This is a genomic window from Labrys sp. (in: a-proteobacteria), from assembly GCF_047605565.1.
GTDB lineage: Bacteria > Pseudomonadota > Alphaproteobacteria > Rhizobiales > Labraceae > Labrys > Labrys neptuniae.
In genome coordinates this window covers 124,872-143,069 of sequence record NZ_JASGFM010000015.1, presented here as the reverse complement: position 1 = coordinate 143,069, position 18,198 = coordinate 124,872, and the positions used below count along the sequence as shown (strand labels likewise).

Here is an 18,198-nt window from a genome sequence, read left to right as displayed (position 1 = left end):
GCGCGGCTTGCCGCGATCCCAGATCTTCACCGGCGGAATGCGCAGGCATTCGGCATAGATCTCGGTGGCGTTGGGGTTGTAGCCGGCCGGAACGGGGCCACCGATATCGGTGAGGTGGCCCTTGCACACGGTCCAGTAGACCAGTTCGCCCCGATAGAACACCGGCTTGTACATGCAGGTGTCGATGGCGTGGCTGCCACCGAAGGCGGGATCGTTGTGCAGGAAGAGATCGCCCTCATGGATGTCGTCGCCGAAGAATTTGGCGACTGCCTTCATGGCCGGGATCAGCGAGCCCAGATGGATGGGAATGTCCTGGCCCTGCAGGATCATCTCCGGGCGGGCATTGAAGAGCGCCGTCGAATAGTCATGCGCCAGGTTGAAGACGGAGGAGCGCGCCGTCTTCTCCAGCGCCAGCGTCATTTCGCGCTGGGTGGTCTCCAGGACCCCACGCACCACCGACAGCGTGATCGGATCTACTTTTGCTCGCTCGGTCGACATCCATCCTCCCCAGAGCAAAGCGCGTTCAGGCGTGAACGCTTGCTTGCTCGCACTCTTTGGTTCCAAGCCAATCCCGCGGATTGGCTGAAGCGTCTTTGCGGTTCTTGGCGATGCCGCCAAAATCGCGAAACGCTCCGGCCAGCCGCCGGCAAGGCGTGAGAAGAGTTCCTTCTCCGCATGATCCCCTGCAGCGGCGTCTGCGCACCGTCGTCACCATCAGCCAATCAGGTTTGGCGGCGGCCGTCTTTGCAGGGAGAGAGCAATGGTTTGACGCTGAGTGCACAATCGGCCGGACGGCGGGGCCGGGCGATTGCCAACCTCGCCTCTCGCGCCTAGTCTCGGCAGCCGTTCTGCGGAGCCGTCATGAAGACTTCCGTCACCACGAGCGCGACCCGTACCATGGACCGGAGCCGGCACTGGCACCAGGCCATCGCCGGAGCCTATTTTCCGCTCGATCTGACGTTCCGCCATCCCGATCATTTCTTCGGCGATCTCACCATCTGGCAGTTCGGCGACGTGTCGATCTCCCGGCTGTCTTCGGACGGACTGCAATATCTGCGCCTGCCGCATCATTTCCGCAGTGCCCGCAAGGAAGAGTTCCTGGTGACCGTGCCGACCCGCTCCCAGGTCAATTTTTCCCAATGCGGCAGCGAGGTGCGCTGTTCGCCCGGCGGTTTCTTCCTCGAACGCAGCCACGAGCCCTATGAATTCAGCCATGCCGATCCGGCGGATCTCTGGGTGCTGAAGGTGGCGTCCCAACCATTGTCGGAGCGCATCCGCAGTCCCGACCGGCTGTGCTCATTGCAATTCGATGCGGCCAATGGCGCCGGCGGCCTGTTCGCCGACATGCTGCATCTCCTGCCCCAGCGCTTCGAGGCGCTGGACGAAGAGGCCCGCAACGCCGTGGGGCGCCAGCTCATCGACCTCCTGGTGCTGGCCGTCAAGGCGGATGAGCGCATCCTGACATCGGGCAGTTCGACGGTGCGCGAGGCCCATCTCGCCCGGATCGAGGCCTATATCCGGGGTCATCTCAACGATTGGCGCCTCGATCCCGAGATGATCGCACGGGCCTGCGGGGTTTCCATCCGTTATCTGCATGATCTGTTCCGCGACACCGACCAGACGGTGGCGGGCTGGATCCGGGATCAAAGGCTGGCGGCCTGCCGCGCCGCGCTCGAAAATCCCGCTAATGGTCAGACCGCTGCCGAGATCGCCTATCAATGGGGTTTCACCGACCAGGCCCAGTTTTCGCGGAGCTTCAGGGCGCGTTTCGGCCTGCCGCCCGGTGAATATCGCCGGTTGAACCGCCACATTGGCACGCCAGAAGTGCCGCCGGACATGTCCGGCACCGCTTAGCCGGAACACGCCATCCGATTTCTGCCCCCTTGCTGGTTTATAAGCGCGACTCCGCCTGTTCTTCCGATGTTGAACACAGGAGGCCGCCGTGCCGATCAACCGGATTTTGGCGGATGGCCTGGTTTTCGTTTTCCTGGCGTCCGCGACCGCCTTGCTCCTCGATCAACCGAGCGATGCAGAGGCAACTGCCGCCATGCGGGCAATACCCGCGCTGGCCGCCAAGCAGCAACAGACTGCCCATATCAACACTTGTGTGCCGGCCGTCGGTCGTCCGGGCGTCACCTGCACAGCCATGGTGAAGGACGTGCCCCAGGCGCAGGCGAACCAGATCCGTATCTATTTTGCCCGTGGCCCGGACAGCGCCTGGGTCGCCGAGATCATGCACTGAAGCTGGGATAACGCGCGCCTGGGCGTTTGCTCCAGGGCAATAGTATTATCTGCGATTGCGATGATGCACGCCCAATGTCTCACCAAATCACGACTATAGTGCTAAGCGGAAGCACTTTTTTGCTGCCGGCTTGTTGGCGGCAGCGGACACAGGCTGCCGCAATCCTCTACGCCGGGGAGTAGATAGCGCAGGCAGCAGACTTTCCGTCGACGCACAGGCTGCCCCTGTTCCAGGGGATAGCATATCGCTCCGCAGATCGGATTGGGCCGGCCGTCGCCGCCGCAGCGCCGCCGCAGCAAGACGCGGCCTTCCTCCAGGGCGGCGGGGCAGGGAGCCCCCACCTCCAGCGCCTGCTGCAACGTCCACTCGAAAATGGCAGCGGCATTGGTCCACAGCAGGCGCTTGGACACGCCGAATTGTCCGGCGAAACTGTGGATCAGCGGTTCGACATGTCCCTCGAACAAGCGCGAAAAGCGTTCGGTGGCACTGCCGGGATGCGGCTTGCCGTCATCGGGAATAACCAGCGCCGCCGTACGCCCGCTTTCGTGCGGAACGATGCCGATCGCATCGAGATCCACGGGCAGTTCCCGGTCGAGCAGCAGGATTGCAGCCGTCGCTGGGATGACTAGCGCTCCGAAATGCCATTGCGTCCACATCGAGACGAGGGCGTTGCGGTCGCCACCTGGATAGGTGCCGGCAAATCGAGACATCAGTTCTTCCGCCACGCCCTTTTCGAGCAGTCGACGACCGGCAATGGCGCCGCCATGTGTGCCCGGGAGCGCCAAGGTCTCCTTGTACCAGTGGAGATTTCCGGTAAAGCAGGGCGCGAGGGATGCGATCATTGGCCGGATGGAACTCCGGCCAGCGCCTCCCGCTGGCCCTTTCGGATATCGGACCGTGCAGCGACGCGATGGCTGAGCATCGCGGCGATCGGCGCGGCGGCCAAAGCGAGCAACGCCGCCAGGCCGAAATAGAGCCCATAGCCCCAATGCTGGGCAATCCAGCCCGATCCCATGCCGCCGGCCATGCTGACCAATGCGTCCATGCATTGCAGCAGCGTGAAGTCGATCCCGGCCTGACGTGGATCCGAGACCGCCATGAACTGGGCATAGAGCGCGACGAAGCCCAGTGCCATGATGCCGGACGAACTCGCCAGGGCGAGGACGAGCAGGAGGGGCTGGCCGACATCACCCTTCCAGGCGGCGTAGGCCAGGCCCGACAGTGCCAGGGCCTGCAGGACGAGAGCCAGCGCCAAGACGACCCGCGCACTCCACAGCCGCACGAGGGCACCACCGATCAGGGCGCAGACGAAGCCGACGGCCATGCCGCCAACGCCATTGACGATGCCGAGCGAGGTGAGGTCGAGGCCACTATCGATCAGGAAGGGACCCTGCATGCTGACACCCCATTTCTGGGCGATCACATTGACCGCTGCCAATGCCAGGCCCAGATGCATGTCCTTGCGCCGCAGCGCCTGGCGCAAGGAAGGCCGATGGTCCCGCCCGGGCGAGGGCGGCGCCGGAGAGATCACGAAGAGCAGGCCGAGCACGATCAGCAGGGCCGCCATGGCAAAGCAGGCGACACCCCAGCCACATTGGGCGACCAGCACCAGGAAGAGCCCCGACCCGATCGCCGACCCCAGATAGGCGCCTCCGACTTGCGCCGCATTGCCCCAGCCATGATGGCGCTCGGACAGGGTTTCCACCGCATGTCCGTCGCAGGCGATGTCGCTGGTCGAGGTGGCGAAGGCGATCAGCAGCAGCACGGCGAGCAGGGGCATGAAGCCGGTCGGCCCGATCAGCCCTGACAGGATGAGGCCGACGGCCGATATCAGGCCCCCGACCAGCACGATCGAGCGGGAGCGGCTATGCCCCGTGGGCGGCAACCGATAGCGCTCCACCGCCGGGGCCCAGAGGAACTTGAAGGCCCAGGGCAGCACGGCCAGATAGAGCAGGCCGATCTGGTCGAGCGGCAGGTTGCGCTCGCGCAGCACGCTCGGCAGGGCGATAAAGGTCAGCCCGCCAATGATGCTCTGGCCGACATAGAGGCCGCCGACACCGAGCACGACCGCAAGCGGGGAAGACAATGCGCGCCTTGCCGACCTGCCCGGCTTGATGTCGTTCACCAGCGATAGCGCAGGCTGGCGATGACCTTGCGTCCCTCATCGAAATAGCAATAGCCGACCGTGCAGACCTGCTTGACCTCGTTGAGCAGATTGGTGGCACTGACCTGCACGCGCATGCCCGCCAGCTTGGGATTGATGTTCTCGAGATCGTAGCGGACCGAGGCGTCGACGAAGGTGCGCGGCTTGTTTTCGAGTATCGCGCGATTGAGATTGTCGCCCAGGCTCGAGCCGACATAGCGTACGCCGCCGCCAATGCCGAGACCGGTGGCAGGCCCCTCCTGGAAGGCATAGTCGAGCCAGAGCGAGGCCATGTGATAGGGCACGCTCGAGAGCCGGTTCCCCTCCGTATCGGGCGTGAGCTTGAGGATGCGGGCATCGTTGTAGGAATACGAAGCCTGGACGCTCAGCCCGTTGGTCAGCGAGGCCACACCCTCGATCTCGACGCCGCGCGAGCGCACGTCGAGCTGGACCTGCTTGTTGAGACCATCGACGACCTCATAGACCACGGCGTTGTTCTGGCGCATGTCGAAAACGGCGGCGCGCAGCGAGGCGTTCATGTTGGGAATATCGTATTTGACGCCGATTTCCGTCTGTTCACCAGTAGTGGGTGTGGCCACGCTGCCATTGAGCACCGTCCCCGGATTGGGCGTAAAGGAGGTGCCATAGGCAACATAGGGGGCGAGGCCGAAATCGGTGACATAGCTCAAGGCCGCCCGGCCGGTGAACTTGGTGTCGCGGCTCTTGCTTTGCGTCATGCCGCTGCCGACGGTGCCCGTGCTGAAGCGACTGTAAAGCCAGTCATGCCGGCCGCCGAGGGTCAGGCGCCAGTTCTGCCATTTGACCTGGTCCTGGATGTAGATGCCGGTCATCGCCAGTGTCTGCTTGGACTGGGTGGTGAGCGGCGGGTCGACCCCGAGCGGCACCCCGCCATATCCTTCCCCTGAGCGGTAGTGCAGGTAGCTGGTATCCAGGCCCGTCAGCAGCGTGTGTTCGACCGGGCCGGTGGCAAAGTGGCTTTCCAGGCTGGTATCGCTGGCGAAGCCGGCGGTGCTCTCGCGTGTCAGGCCAGAGCCGAAATAGTAGTATTCCTGGTTGGTGCCGAGCTGCGAATAGCGGGCATTCTGGCGCAGGATCAGCGCGTCGCTGAATTTGTGCTCGAACTCGTAGCCGACGCGCCCCTGCTGCTGGCGAAAGTCGTTGTAGCGCCGGTCGCCCACGAACTGCCTGGTGGCACCGGTCGACTTGTCGGTGACATTGCCCTGGCCGTCGACATAGGGCGCATAGGTGTTGAGATAGGCCTGGGTGCCGCCGACGGTGGAATCCATGTATTCGCCGAGCACCGTGAGCTTGGTCTTGTCGTTCGGCTTCCAGGTGATAGCCGGCGCGATGAAGACCCGGTCGTCCCGGCCGGCGCTGATTTCGGCGCTCGCATTGCGAATGACGCCAGTCAGCCGATAGAACACGGTGTTCTCGGCATCGAGAGGCCCGGACAGGTCGAAATTGCCCTGGAGCCGGCCGAAGGACCCTGTCTGCAATTCGATCTCGCGGAACGGCGTCTCGGTTGGGCGCTTGGAGATGATGTCGACGATACCGCCCGTGCTGCTGGCGCCGTAGATGGAGGCGGCGGGGCCGCGCAGGATGGAGATTGCCTCCACCCCGTAAGGTTCGAGCCGGAACAGACCATTCGGGCTGTTGAGTTGCCTGAGCCCGTCGCGGAACACGCCGGTGTTGGTCATGTCGATGCCGCGGATCATGAACCCGTCATAGCGGGAGTCGAAGCCGTACATGCCCACAACGGCGCCAGGGGTGTAGGCGATCGCCTCGAGCAGATTTTGCGGCTTGCGCTCCTCGAGCTGGGGTTGCGTCACGGTGGAGACGGACTGCGGTACCTCCAGCAGGGGGGTATCGGTCTTGGTGGCACTCCGGCCGGACGTCGCGACATAGCCGGTGGTGTTGATCACGCCCGGTATTCCGCCGCGGCCCTTGCCCTCGACCACCACCGGATCGAGCTCGATCGGTGCAGCGCCGTTGGATTGTGCGTGGACGGCACCGGGCGCCAGGACAAGTGACACGGATGCCAGGAGGAGGGATTTGAGATTCACGGGCCCCAAGCTTTCTTTAGAAAAAGTCGACCCCGCCTAACAATATCTGTTAACTCAAGTCAACGAGCGCATATTTTAATTATTCTAATTTTAAATTAATCGATATGAGTTTCAAAAATATTCAAATTTTAATTCTAATTATTACTATATTACACTGAAGAAATAAAACCAAAATAATCTTTAAATTTGAAATAACGAAGAACCGTATATTATATATGTAATTTTATCTCATTTATCAGAGGACATTAACGGGGTAAGGGCTGGGGGGATGTTCCCGGTATCAGGAGCTACGGCTGGCATCGCCGCACACGGATCTGACGAGGAGGGCATCGGGACAATGGGGTCCTCGAGCCAGGTCGACGGCACTGGAAGCCTTCGATGTGCCCAGCTATCACACGGACCCCTGAACGAAGCCTCGCCGGAACGTGTCGCATCCGTCAGGCATGCATGGGGCGCCTTCCTTCGCAAAAGCATGTTTTGGAAGTAAGTCATTCATTATGAAGCGATTAATGTTTTTCCGGCATATCTTGCCACATGTACGCATCGATAGCGAATGACGAGCATGATCAAAGGTCGCAAGGGGCAATTTTGCTCCCGCCGCGTTGCCTGACTCGGCCGATGATCGCCGGAGCGAATCCGGGAATCCGTCGCTTCGAATGAGGGCGTCGCCAGGAGATCGCTCGGGTGGGGGATGAATCATGTATGGCGTCGGCGCCAGCGTCCGTTGGTCCGGCATGCTTCCATTTGCGGATCTGACCTTACTTATCGTGGATTTCGATGTAACCTTCCCTACGGATTTCGTCGTACGGTCGAGCCATATTACCATGCTCGACGTGCTGATCGTTGCAAGACTGAGATGATGCGGCTATTTCCATGAAGCAAGTGACTATCCGTGCACGTATAATGCTGAGTTTCGGCATTATCCTCCTGGTCGTTTTGGCGATCGGACTGTTTGCCTATTGGCAGCTCAAGTCGATCGACGACCACGTCACCAGCCTCAAGTCGGACTCCGTGGCCGGGCTACGACAGGCCGCTTTCGTCAAGGACGGGCTTTTTCAAGACTATCTTGCCTTCGTCATGTCGCGCGAGGCGACAGCCAAGCCCTTGACCGAAGATCAGCTTGCCGATGGCCGAACCAAGATGGTTCAGCTTTTCAAGGGCTATGAGGATACGATCATTGCGGACGCCGATCGGCAGCTCTTCTCGCGCTTCAAGGACTCGGTCGATTCTTATCAGAGCTTGAAGGAGGGCTTTCTCAAACAGGCCGGTGAGAATGGGGAGGCCAGGGCCTCTGCCGCTTCGGGCGTCGACGCAGCCTTCAACACGGCCTTCAAGAACCTTACCGACGTGATCGCGTTCAACCAGCAACGCGCCTTCGCCATGCCGGACATTGTCGGCAACGAGATCCTGTCCCTGCTGAGCGCCATGATAGTGGCCTTCGCATTGGCCTTGGTGGTCGCCGCCGTCGCGGGCTTTTCGCTGCTGCGCGCCATCACCAGGCCCCTGCTGCAGTTGAAGACATTGATGGACACCATGCGCAAGGGTGACTTCACCCAGCGCATGCAGATCGTTCGACAGGACGAGTTGGGCGATCTAGGCGAAGGCTATAACCGCATGGCCGACGAAGTGATGGAACTCGTCGGCCAGGTCCAGCGCTCGGGCATCCGCGTCAGCACCTCGATGACCGAGATTGCGGCGACGTCCAAGCAGCAGCAAGCCACGGCTTCGGAGGTCGCCGCGACCACCACGGAGATCGGGGCGACCTCGCGCGAGATCGCTGCAACCTCCAGGGAACTGGTCCGGACGATGTCCGACGTCGTGACGGTCTCCGAGCATACCGCCAATCTGGCGTCCGGGGGCAAGGTCGAGCTGGCCCATATGGAAGACACGATGAACCAGGTGATGGGCGCCGCCAGCTCCATCACCGCCAAGCTCGCCGTGCTGAACGAAAAGGCCAGCGACATCAACCAGGTGGTCACGGCGATTACCAAAGTGGCCGACCAGACCAATCTGTTGTCGCTCAACGCCGCGATCGAAGCGGAAAAGGCCGGTGAATACGGGCGTGGCTTTGCTGTAGTGTCCTCGGAAATTCGGCGCCTGGCCGACCAGACCGCCGTCGCCACCTACGACATCGAGCAGATGGTCAAGGAGATCCAGTCCGCCGTATCGGCCAGCGTCATGGGCATGGACAAGTTCTCGGAGGAAGTGCGGCGCGGCCTCCAGGATGTCCATGAGATCGGTGCCAAGCTTTCCGAAATCATCACGCAAGTGCAGGCGCTGACACCGCGCTATGAATCCGTCAGCGAAGGCATGCAGGCGCAGGCGACGGGTGCCGAGCAGATCAGCGAGGCGCTCATCCAGCTGACCGAAGCGACGCAGCAGACAGTGGAATCCCTGCGCCAGTCCAGTTCGGCCATCGATGAACTCAACCATGTTGCCAGCAATCTGAGCGGGAGCATCGCACGCTTCAAGCTCGAGATGGCCTGAGGCAATAAGCGGTTTGCGGCAGGACGGAATTCGTCGCAATCGCAACGGCGCGCGGAAACAAGAAGTTGGAGCTGCCATGCGCTTTCGCCAAAGCGCACCTTGCTCCAGGAACGACGGAACCGAGAATGCTCTTCCTCTACTTCCGGATCGGCGATGAAGGCTTTGCGATGGCGATCGAGCGGATCGTCGAAGTCGTGCCGTTGACGGAATTGAAGAAGGTGCGTGGGGCGCCGGACGCGGTGGCCGGCTCCTTCGAATATCGCGGCCGCTTCGTACCGGTCATCGATCTGTGTACCCTCGAACTCGGCCGCTCGGCGCGCCGGCGCCTGAGCACCCGCATCATCGTCATGCGCCACCCCCAGGACGATACAGTGTTGCTGGGCCTGATCGCAGAAAAAGCCACGGAGATGCTGCGGCTGGATCCGGCGGAATTCGCCCCTTTCGCCCCGGGTCCGCATGGCCTGGTTCAGCGTGTGGAACTGGAAGACCTGCTTCCTGTCGCGCTTCTGGCGGCCATTCGCGGCCAGCCGGTCACCAGCCAATGAGCGACCCGCGCTTCGAACAATTCCTTGGACGCGCCATCGGGCTGAACGCGGCCTCGATTGGGTCGTCGGCGATCGAGCGCGCCGTGGCGGCGCGCTGCAAGGCATGCAAGCTCGGCGACATCCAGGCCTATTGGGAACTGCTGCAGAATTCCGATGAGGAAGTGCAGGAGTTGATCGAGGCGGTCATCGTTCCCGAAACCTGGTTCTTTCGCGATGCGCAGGCCTTTGCAGCCCTGGCACGGCTGGTGATGCGCGGCCTCCCCCAAGCGGATGCCATTCGCCCCTTGCGGCTCCTCAGCCTGCCTTGTTCGAGCGGAGAGGAACCCTATACGATCGCCATGGCGCTGCTCGACGCGGGCCTGACTGCCGAGCAATTCCGCATCGATGCCATCGATCTCAGCGCTCGTTCGCTCGCTCTTGCCAGGCAGGGCGTCTATGGCCGCAACTCGTTCCGGGGGCAAAACCTGGCTTTCCGCGACCGCTATTTTGACGCTACGAAGGATGGGCATAGGCTTCGGGACGCCGTTCGTGCTCCCGTGGAATTCAGCCAGGGCAATATCGTCGCCCCGAATTTCCATGCCGATCCGGCAGGCTACGATTTCGTCTTTTGTCGCAACCTGCTGATCTATTTCGATGCCGCAACGCAAAAGCATGTCATCGGCGTGATCCGACGCTTGCTCGCGCCTGATGGCATTGCCTTTGTCGGCCATTCGGAGGCAGGGCTGATGGGAGCCAATGGCTTCACCTCGGCCAAGATTCCGATGGCGTTCGCCTTTCACAGGGAAAGTGCCAAGCCGGGAGTCACCCAAGCCCGGCCGGTGCCATCGCCGCCCATACACCGGCCGCGGCGGGAACCGCCGCCATTGCCGAAGTCAAGGCCCGTTCTGCCTCAATCCCCTCGGCACGAGGAGAAGAGGGAAGCAGCGCTGCCAAATCTCGAGGAACTGCGCCTCCTGGCGGATCGGGGGCGGCTGCAGGAGGCCGCACTGGGATGCGAAGCGCTGATCCGTCGGGACGGCGCAACCCCCGATGCTCTCGCGCTGCTGGGCTTGATCAGCGATGCCTCCAACGATCTTGGCGCGGCGGAGCGCTATTACCGCAAGGCCCTCTATCTGGATCCCGCCAATGCCGAGGCGCTCGGCCATCTCGCCCTCCTGCTCAAGAAACAGGGCGACCATGGCGGTGCCAAATTGCTTGATGAGCGCCTGCGGCGTCTGGACAAACGGAGAGTGCGATGACGAGCCTGGCCTTCGACGCCCCCTCTGCGGCGATTGACAATTGCTGGCAACGGATCGGCGTACGGGGCGACAAATCGTGCCCCGAACTTCGGCGTCATGCGCATTGCCACAATTGCGAGGTGTTTTCACGAGCGGCCTCTCAACTGCTCGATCGCGACATTCCCGAGGGAGGGGAAGCCGCCGTTACACCGGCCGGAGCGGGCATAATCGCGCGTTCGTCGCATTCCCAATCGGTGCTGGTCTTCCGCCTGGGCAGCGAATGGTTCGCTCTGCCCACATTGGTGCTGGACGAGGTGACCGGCCTGCGCCCCATTCATTCGCTGCCACACCGGCGCAATCCCGCGCTGCTCGGCCTGGTCAATGTGCGGGGTGAACTGGTGATTTGCGTCTCGATCGCCCAGTTGCTCATCGGCGCGGAACAGAATTCGCCGCAGGGTCGGCTGATCGTCGCGCACCACGCCGGTTCGCGCTTTGCCTTTCCGGTCGACGAGGTTCAGTACACCCATCTCTATACGGAGGCGGATCTGAAGCCGGTACCAGCAACCGTGGCCCAGTCGAGCTCCGGCTTCACCCGGGGATTGCTGTCCTGGCGCGACAGGAGTGTCGGCCGGCTCGATGAGCATGCACTGTTTGAGGCTCTCGGTCGAGGATTGGCACGATGACCCAGGATCTCAGCCAATTCTCCATGCGAGACCTGTTCCGCATCGAAGCGGAAGGACAGGCCGAAGCCCTGACGACGGCCTTGCTGACGCTCGACAAGGACCCGATGCGGGCCGATCAGATCGAGGCCTGCATGCGAGCTGCGCACTCTCTCAAGGGGGCTGCCCGCATCGTCGAGATCCATGCCGCCGTGACCATTGCACACGCAATGGAAGATCTTTTCGTCCTGGCCCAGCAGCACGGTGCGCGACTGGATCATGACCGCATCGACGTGCTCCTGCGCGGCGTCGACCTGCTCCTGTCTTTTGCCAGATCGCCGGATCTCGAAAGTGGCTCGCGCGACGAGGCCTGGCAGGCCGAAGCCGACCAGTTCGTGCTGGAGCTCAACCAGCCACCGCACGCAGGCCCGCAAACGCCCGAGCCGGCGCCGGTATCCGAGCCCGCCCCCATGCCCGTGCCGGCAACCGACGACGCGGCCTCCGCATCGACCGACCGCGCCTTGCGGGTCAGTGCCGAAAATCTCAACCGGCTTCTCGACCTTGCCGGCGAGTCGCTGGTCGAGTCGCGGTGGTTGGGGCCCTTTGGCCAATCCCTGCAGCGTCTCAAGCGCCTTCAGCTCGAAGCCGCCACCGCCTTGGAGTCGCTGCGCGCCATCCTGCCGACCCACGCCTTGGACGAACGGGCAAGGATGGCTCTCGACAAGGCTCAGCAGCGCCTTCTGGAATGCCGGCAGCATCTGTCGCAACGCCTGGGGGAACTGGAAACCACCGACCATCAGGCCACCACGCTCGCCCACCGGCTCTACGACCAGGCGCTGGCGATACGCATGCGTCCCTTCTCCGACGGCATCGCTGCCTATCCTCGCATGGTGCGCGACATTGCGCGCGAACTCGACAAGAAAGTAAGGCTGGAGATCGTTGGCGAGCGCACGCTGGTGGATCGGGACATCCTGGACAGGCTCGACGCTCCGCTCGGCCATCTCCTGCGCAACGCCCTCGATCATGGCATCGAAAGCCCCCTTGAGAGGCTTGCCGCCGGCAAGGCGGAGGAAGGCGTGGTGCGTCTGGAAGCCTCGCATCGGGCGGGCACGCTGCAGATCACCGTCTCCGACGACGGGCGCGGCGTCGATCTCGAACGGATCCGGCAAACCGTGATTGCACGCAACCTCGCGAGCCCCGATACGGCAGGCAAACTCGGTGCCCAGGAGTTGCTGGAATTCCTGTTCCTGCCCGGCTTCTCCATGAAGGGAGAAGTCACCGTCATCTCAGGGCGGGGGGTAGGGCTGGACGTCGTGCAGGAGATGATCCGCCAGGTTCGCGGCCTGGTGCGGGTAACCTCCGAACTCGGCGAAGGCACACGCTTCAAGCTGGAATTGCCGCTCACGCTTTCGGTGGTTCGCTCTCTGATCGTGGAAATCGGCGGCGAACCCTACGCCTTTCCCTTCGCCCATATCGTACGCGCCATCAAGATCGCGAGCGATCAGGTGCAGACCCTGGAAGGACGGCAGCATTTCAGCCTGGATGGACAACTGGTCGGAGTGGTCGGCGCGGATCAGGTTCTCGGCTGCGCGCCGGCGGACAATGCGGACGGCGAATTGCGCATCGTCGTGGTCGGCAGCCCCGGCGCCATGTATGGCCTGGTGGTCGAGCGCTTCCTCGGCGGTCGCGAACTCGTGGTTCAGCCGCTCGATCCGCGCCTCGGCAAGATCAAGGATATCAGTGCCGCCGCCCTGATGGAGGACGGCTCGCCGCTCCTGATCATCGACGTGGAGGACATCATCCGCTCCATGGAGAAGCTCTCCTCCGCCGATCAGCTTGCCCAGGTCGGGCGGAAATTGGTAGGCCGGCAGGAGGAAAGGCGCAAGCGCGTGCTCGTGGTCGACGATTCCCTTACCGTGCGCGAATTACAGCGCAAATTGCTGGATCATCACGGCTATGAGGTCGAAGTGGCCGTCGACGGCATGGATGGCTGGAATGCCTTGCGCAATGGCCGCTTCGATCTGCTCATCAGCGACATCGACATGCCGCGTATCGACGGGATCGAACTGGTTCACCGCATCCGGCAGGACCCGGATCTCAAATCCTTGCCAGTGATGATCGTATCCTACAAGGATCGAGCGGAGGATCGCCAGCGTGGCCTGGATGCCGGAGCGGATTATTATCTTACCAAAGGCAGTTTCCAGGATGATACTTTGATCGATGCGGTAGTGGATCTGATTGGCGAGGCTGTTGCATGAGGATCGCGATCGTCAACGATTTGCCCCTGGCGGTGGAAGCGATGCGCCGGGTACTCGCCATGGCGCCCCAGCATCAGCTTGCCTGGGTCGCAGCCGACGGCGTGCAGGCGGTGGAGCTGTGCAGCCGGGACCGGCCCGATCTCGTGCTGATGGACTTGATCATGCCGCGCATGGACGGGATCGAAGCCACCCGTCGGATCATGGCCCAGTCGCCCTGCGCCATCCTGATCGTGACCGCCGATGTCGAGACCAATGCGGGCCGGGTTTTCGCGGCGATGGGGGAGGGAGCTCTCGATGCGGTCGACACGCCGCTGCTCGGCTCGCGCGAGACACGGTGGGGCGCGCGTCCTCTGCTGGCGAAAATCGATGTGATCGCCAATCTGGTCAATGAAGGCAATGCCAGGCAAAAGCCAGTCGACCATGCCCGCTCACAGGCCCAGCACCTTGTCGCGATCGGAGCGTCGGCCGGCGGCCCTACCGCGTTGGCGACCGTTCTGAAAGGACTGCCCGGCAATTTCGCCGCCAGCATCGTTATCGTTCAGCATGTCGATGCCCGCTTTGCGCCGGGGCTTGCCAATTGGCTCAGCCAGCATTCCCCCCTTCCAGTCCAGTTGGCAGGCGAGGGGGACCGGGCCTTGCCGGGGCAGGTCCTGGTTGCCGGCACCGACAATCATCTGGTTTTCAAGGTAAACCGACAATTGGGCTATACTCCCAATCCGATCGATCAGGTCTATCGGCCGTCCGTAGACGTCTTTTTCGACAGCGTCGCGCGTTTATGGGCTGGCCCCGTGACCGGCGTCTTGCTGACCGGTATGGGATCGGACGGGGCGCGTGGCCTGAAAGCGCTCCGCGAACTTGGACATCACACTATCGCGCAGGATCAGGCCACGAGCGCAGTCTACGGCATGCCGAAGGCGGCTGCCGCCCTGGATGCCGCGACGGACATTCTGCCGCTGGACAGAATCGCCCCGCGTCTGACCGAGCTGCTCGGCTCTCCGCGCCTGAGAAGAGGAATTGCCCCATGAGCCAGCCAGCAGACGTCAAATCCCACGGCACCGCGTCCCTCGACACCATCCAACAGTCGGTCATGGTCCTTCTGGTCGATGATCAGCTCATGGTCGGCGAAGCCATTCGCCGGGCGTTGATCGACGAGATCGAGATCGAATTGCACTATTGTTCGAACCCGCTGGAAGCCCTGGCCGTCGCCAAGCGGGTGAAGCCGACGGTGATCCTGCAGGATCTGGTGATGCCGAACGTGAACGGCCTGACGCTGGTCCGCCAGTATCGCTCCGATCCCGCCACCAAGGCCATTCCCGTGATCGTGCTCTCGACCGAGGAGGAGGCGACCGTCAAGAGCGAAGCCTTTCGCATCGGCGCCAATGACTACCTCGTCAAGCTGCCCGACCGGATCGAGCTGATTGCCCGTATCCGCTACCATTCGGCTGCCTATCTGACCCAGATCCAGCGCGACGAGGCCTATCGCGCCCTGCGTCGAAGCCAGCAGGAGCTGATGGAGACCAATCTCGAATTGCAGCGCCTGACCAATGTCGATGGCCTGACCGGCCTCAGCAACCGGCGCTATTTCGATCAATATCTCGATACCGAATGGCGCCAGGCCATGCGCGCGAGGGAGCCGATCTCGCTGCTGATCATCGATGTCGATCACTTCAAGCAATATAACGACACCTATGGCCACCTTGCCGGCGACGAGGTGCTGAAAACCGTGGCGACGGCGGTGAGGAGCGCCTTCCAGCGTCCGAAGGACCTGGCGGTACGCATGGGGGGCGAGGAATTCGCCGTGGTGCTGCCGCAAACCCCGGCTGGTGATCTTGCCTTTCTCGCGAAGAAGGTAGTGCAGGCGATCGAGGCGCTCGGGCTACCGCACGCAGCCTCGCCGATCGCTGACAAGGTCACCATCAGCGTTGGTGGGGCAACCCACATTCCCGCTGGCGACGACCAGCCCGAAAGACTGATCGAGGCCGCCGACAAGGCGATGTATGACGCCAAGAGGTCCGGCCGCAATCGAGCTGCCACGGCAACCGGCCTGTAAGAGAGCCGGCGCCCTTCGGCTCGATCGGAAGACGGAATGCGCTAATTGTCTAGTGGCTGGAGCATTTGCGCGCCAGGGCCTGGAGACCGGCGAGCGCGAATGTCTCCAGTGCACGGGACATTGGTTCGATCTCCCGTTCACGCTCCGCCAGGCTCGGGGCGATGGCTTCCAGCACACCGCGTTCCACCGTTGCCAGGACCATGAAAGGGGCGTTGAGCGCCAGTTCTGCCCTTCCAATGTCGGGGTGGTCCTGCGGACGATTGAGCATGCGCGCAAGCAGGTCGCGCAGCCAATGAACCTGGGGCGCCAGGAAGTCCTCGTCCACGATCAGCGCGGAAACCGTGGGCATCACCATCTCACGGGTGACCAGCCTAATCTGCCACGAGCGTTCGGCGGGTGACAACAATCGCCGGGCCATCAAGCCATAATAGGCCTTGAGCTGATCCAGGGGCTCTTCATGTTCCAGGATCGCTGCAAAGGCCTCGGGCGGGATGACGACCTCGCGCCGCGCCTCCGATACCGCCGCTTCATAGAGCGGCCGGATGCCGCCGAAATAATAGTTGACCGCCGCGGTATTGACGCCGGCCAGGTCGCAAATTTCCCGGCTCGTCGTCGCATGGTAGCCCTTGTCGGCAAAGACCCGCCCGGCCGTTTCGATCAGATTTTGGCGCGTCTTGACGCCACGTTCCTGGCTGTCTGACGAAACACGGCGGGCATGCAGGGATCTGGGCATGAAAGCTTGGATACTGTCTCTGAGAAGTAACTTTTTACCCACGGGCTTTAAAATGTCAATTTCATATTCGGATTTGACATTGCTCTGTCGTTCAAGCAACCTCACGCTCTGCTGAGGCGATGGCTGTGCGAAAGTGCACGGGCCGGCGATTCCGCTCTTCGTTGAGTCTCCACCAATCTGCTGGGACCGCGCTACATGACTCTATCCTCCTCAGCGTCCCGCAAACCGATTGAGCCGGTCGGCGACAAGCAGGACGTCGCTGTCGAACTCCCGCTCGATCATGGGGCGTCGGCGCCTGTCGCCCAGATCTATCGGGACGCCAGTGCCCATATCGTCGTGATCTGTGCCAATACCTTGACCCGAACCTGCCTCATGCACTGCCTCACAGGCTCAGAAACCGGCCTGGCCGTGGAGGGCTATGCCGACGTCGAACAGTGGGGCCGGCAGGGGCAGGGGGCCTCTGTCGCCCTATTGTGCGTCACGGGCGTGCGGGAGACCACGATCGCCGTCGAGCGAATGGTGAGGCGAGTGCTGGCCGCCGCACCCGGTATTCGGGTTGTGGTGATTTCCGATACGAGATCGGCCGGCGACGTTGCGAAGGCCCTGGAGCACGGGGCCAGTGGCTTCATTGCCATGGATTCCAATGTCGATGTCGCCATTGCAGCCATCCGCCTGGTGCGTAGCGGCGGCATGTTCGTGCCCTCCCACAGCGTGATGCAGTCTCGGACCCAGCCCGCACCCCTGTCTGACGGCAGGAGATCGCTGCGGGATCTGGTGACCGCAAAGCAACTTGAAGTCATCGGCCTGATCCGCAAGGGGCTGCCGAACAAGGCGATCGCGGCCGAACTCGAGATGAGCGAGTTCACGGTGAAGGTGCATGTCAGGAACATCATGAAGCGCCTGAATGCCCGCAACAGAACCGAGGTCGTGGCTCTGACCAATGCCTATTTTGGGCAAATGCCCGAGCAGGATGATCACACCTGAAGCATGGAGCAGTTGGTGAGGACGTCATTATATATTCTTGCGCGCTGGGAATAAGCGGAGCCATATGCGTAAATTTTCTGAAGCCGTTACATTTGCTTCGGATTAAGATATTTTCCTGGCAAGCAATTGATTTTTATCATTTATCCGGATCCTTCCCTGGTTCCTTCTCGCTATGTTCGAAGAAGCGATCGAGGAAGGCTGCTGCCTCGTCCGAGATGCCGACGATCTTGTTCGTCGCCTGCCGATAGAATTTGAAATTGAGCTCTGCGCCGGGCTGGCCATCCTGCCAGGTGCCGAAAGACTTGAGTTCGCGGCGTCCGAGCGGTCTTTGGGCGAACGCCGTGCAGCGCACGACAATGCTTACGCGAGGGGTTTGCCGCGGGACATTTTGTTTCCTCGCAATCGGTTCGGCAGAGATCACGATGCCGCGGGCGAACAGCCCCCGGCCACCCTCATTTTCGCTGGCAAACAGGAAGATGATATCGTCGGCAGCGATATGCTTGCCCCCATACATCGTCTTCTGCGCACCGAAGCTGAAGCTTGTCGCGTCCGGATCCCGTATCTCGGTTTTAATCGCAAATGCCATGCCAGTGTGCCTCCGGCCTGCAAGCCAATTAGCCTCGTCGAGCCTTGTCGCGCAACGCGGCAGCCGAGACTGGCCAAAGGGAACAGGGCAGGGGTGGCCCAGAAGTGAGAATATCTCTCGCCAGATGTCGGTAAAGCGCGCGCTGCTTCGTCTTCGAAACAAGCAATGGCGGAGAATGCGAAGATTTGTGCCCAGGATCGTTGCTGCGAG

The 18,198-nt window shown here is 62.1% G+C and carries 16 protein-coding genes; 10 read left to right on the top strand and 6 right to left on the bottom strand.

Annotated elements, in window-relative coordinates:
- The coding region (locus QM672_RS15635) for a hydantoinase B/oxoprolinase family protein (RefSeq protein WP_415083642.1) at window positions 1–498 on the bottom strand (498 nt) is incomplete at its 3' end.
- Between the two features lie 363 nt (window positions 499–861).
- Here QM672_RS15635 and QM672_RS15630 point away from each other — a divergent pair.
- Both QM672_RS15630 and QM672_RS15625 read left to right on the top strand, forming a co-directional pair.
- Window positions 862–1,854, top strand: coding sequence for a helix-turn-helix domain-containing protein (locus QM672_RS15630; RefSeq protein ID WP_415083640.1), 993 nt, complete (start codon window positions 862–864; stop codon window positions 1,852–1,854).
- 88 nt (window positions 1,855–1,942) lie between these two features.
- Window positions 1,943–2,242 (top strand): hypothetical protein, encoded by a 300-nt coding sequence (locus tag QM672_RS15625; protein WP_311941312.1) that lies wholly within the window; start codon window positions 1,943–1,945, stop codon window positions 2,240–2,242.
- Window positions 2,243–2,343: 101 nt separating this feature from the next.
- Here QM672_RS15625 and fhuF read toward each other — a convergent pair whose 3' ends face one another.
- From fhuF to QM672_RS15610, 3 genes are read right to left on the bottom strand one after another with little or no spacing between them, the layout of a single operon-like run.
- Window positions 2,344–3,084, bottom strand: a complete 741-nt coding sequence (gene fhuF, locus QM672_RS15620) for a siderophore-iron reductase FhuF (protein ID WP_415083638.1) — start codon at window positions 3,082–3,084, stop codon at window positions 2,344–2,346.
- Window positions 3,081–4,328, bottom strand: a complete 1,248-nt coding sequence (locus QM672_RS15615) for an MFS transporter (RefSeq protein WP_415083636.1) — start codon at window positions 4,326–4,328, stop codon at window positions 3,081–3,083. The genes fhuF and QM672_RS15615 overlap by 4 nt, the downstream gene beginning before the upstream one ends.
- Window positions 4,329–4,363: 35 nt before the next feature.
- On the bottom strand, window positions 4,364–6,469 hold the full coding sequence (locus tag QM672_RS15610) for a TonB-dependent siderophore receptor (protein ID WP_415083634.1): 2,106 nt from the start codon (window positions 6,467–6,469) through the stop codon (window positions 4,364–4,366).
- 873 nt (window positions 6,470–7,342) lie between these two features.
- Between QM672_RS15610 and QM672_RS15605 the strand changes: the two genes are divergently transcribed.
- The 7 genes from QM672_RS15605 (at window position 7,343) to QM672_RS15575 (ending at window position 15,685) form a co-directional block, all read left to right on the top strand.
- Window positions 7,343–8,956 (top strand): methyl-accepting chemotaxis protein, encoded by a 1,614-nt coding sequence (locus QM672_RS15605; RefSeq protein ID WP_415083632.1) that lies wholly within the window; start codon window positions 7,343–7,345, stop codon window positions 8,954–8,956.
- A gap of 125 nt (window positions 8,957–9,081) precedes the next feature.
- On the top strand, window positions 9,082–9,501 hold the full coding sequence (locus QM672_RS15600; protein ID WP_367624378.1) for a chemotaxis protein CheW: 420 nt from the start codon (window positions 9,082–9,084) through the stop codon (window positions 9,499–9,501).
- Window positions 9,498–10,739 (top strand): CheR family methyltransferase, encoded by a 1,242-nt coding sequence (locus QM672_RS15595; protein WP_415083630.1) that lies wholly within the window; start codon window positions 9,498–9,500, stop codon window positions 10,737–10,739. The genes QM672_RS15600 and QM672_RS15595 overlap by 4 nt, the downstream gene beginning before the upstream one ends.
- Window positions 10,736–11,401, top strand: a complete 666-nt coding sequence (locus tag QM672_RS15590; protein WP_311941290.1) for a chemotaxis protein CheW — start codon at window positions 10,736–10,738, stop codon at window positions 11,399–11,401. Before QM672_RS15595 ends, QM672_RS15590 begins: the two co-directional genes overlap by 4 nt.
- The gene (locus tag QM672_RS15585) at window positions 11,398–13,635 is read left to right on the top strand and encodes a hybrid sensor histidine kinase/response regulator (protein ID WP_415083627.1); all 2,238 of its coding nucleotides are present in this window, start codon (window positions 11,398–11,400) and stop codon (window positions 13,633–13,635) included. Before QM672_RS15590 ends, QM672_RS15585 begins: the two co-directional genes overlap by 4 nt.
- Window positions 13,632–14,660: a chemotaxis response regulator protein-glutamate methylesterase gene (locus QM672_RS15580; protein ID WP_311941284.1), complete on the top strand. Its 1,029-nt coding sequence runs from the start codon at window positions 13,632–13,634 to the stop codon at window positions 14,658–14,660. Before QM672_RS15585 ends, QM672_RS15580 begins: the two co-directional genes overlap by 4 nt.
- A complete protein-coding gene (locus QM672_RS15575; protein ID WP_415083625.1) occupies window positions 14,657–15,685 on the top strand; it encodes a diguanylate cyclase domain-containing protein in 1,029 nt (342 codons plus the stop codon). The genes QM672_RS15580 and QM672_RS15575 overlap by 4 nt, the downstream gene beginning before the upstream one ends.
- Window positions 15,686–15,734: 49 nt before the next feature.
- Here the strand turns inward: QM672_RS15575 and QM672_RS15570 are convergent, their stop codons facing one another.
- Window positions 15,735–16,418, bottom strand: a complete 684-nt coding sequence (locus QM672_RS15570) for a TetR/AcrR family transcriptional regulator (RefSeq protein WP_367624381.1) — start codon at window positions 16,416–16,418, stop codon at window positions 15,735–15,737.
- Between the two features lie 195 nt (window positions 16,419–16,613).
- Here QM672_RS15570 and QM672_RS15565 point away from each other — a divergent pair, with 195 nt between their 5' ends.
- Window positions 16,614–17,402 carry a response regulator transcription factor gene (locus QM672_RS15565; RefSeq protein WP_311941275.1) on the top strand — a complete coding sequence of 263 codons (789 nt, stop codon included), beginning with the start codon at window positions 16,614–16,616 and terminating at the stop codon, window positions 17,400–17,402.
- A 136-nt stretch (window positions 17,403–17,538) separates the two neighbouring features.
- Here the strand turns inward: QM672_RS15565 and QM672_RS15560 are convergent, their stop codons facing one another.
- Window positions 17,539–17,988, bottom strand: coding sequence for a hypothetical protein (locus tag QM672_RS15560; protein WP_415083622.1), 450 nt, complete (start codon window positions 17,986–17,988; stop codon window positions 17,539–17,541).
- Window positions 17,989–18,198 lie beyond the last annotated feature (210 nt).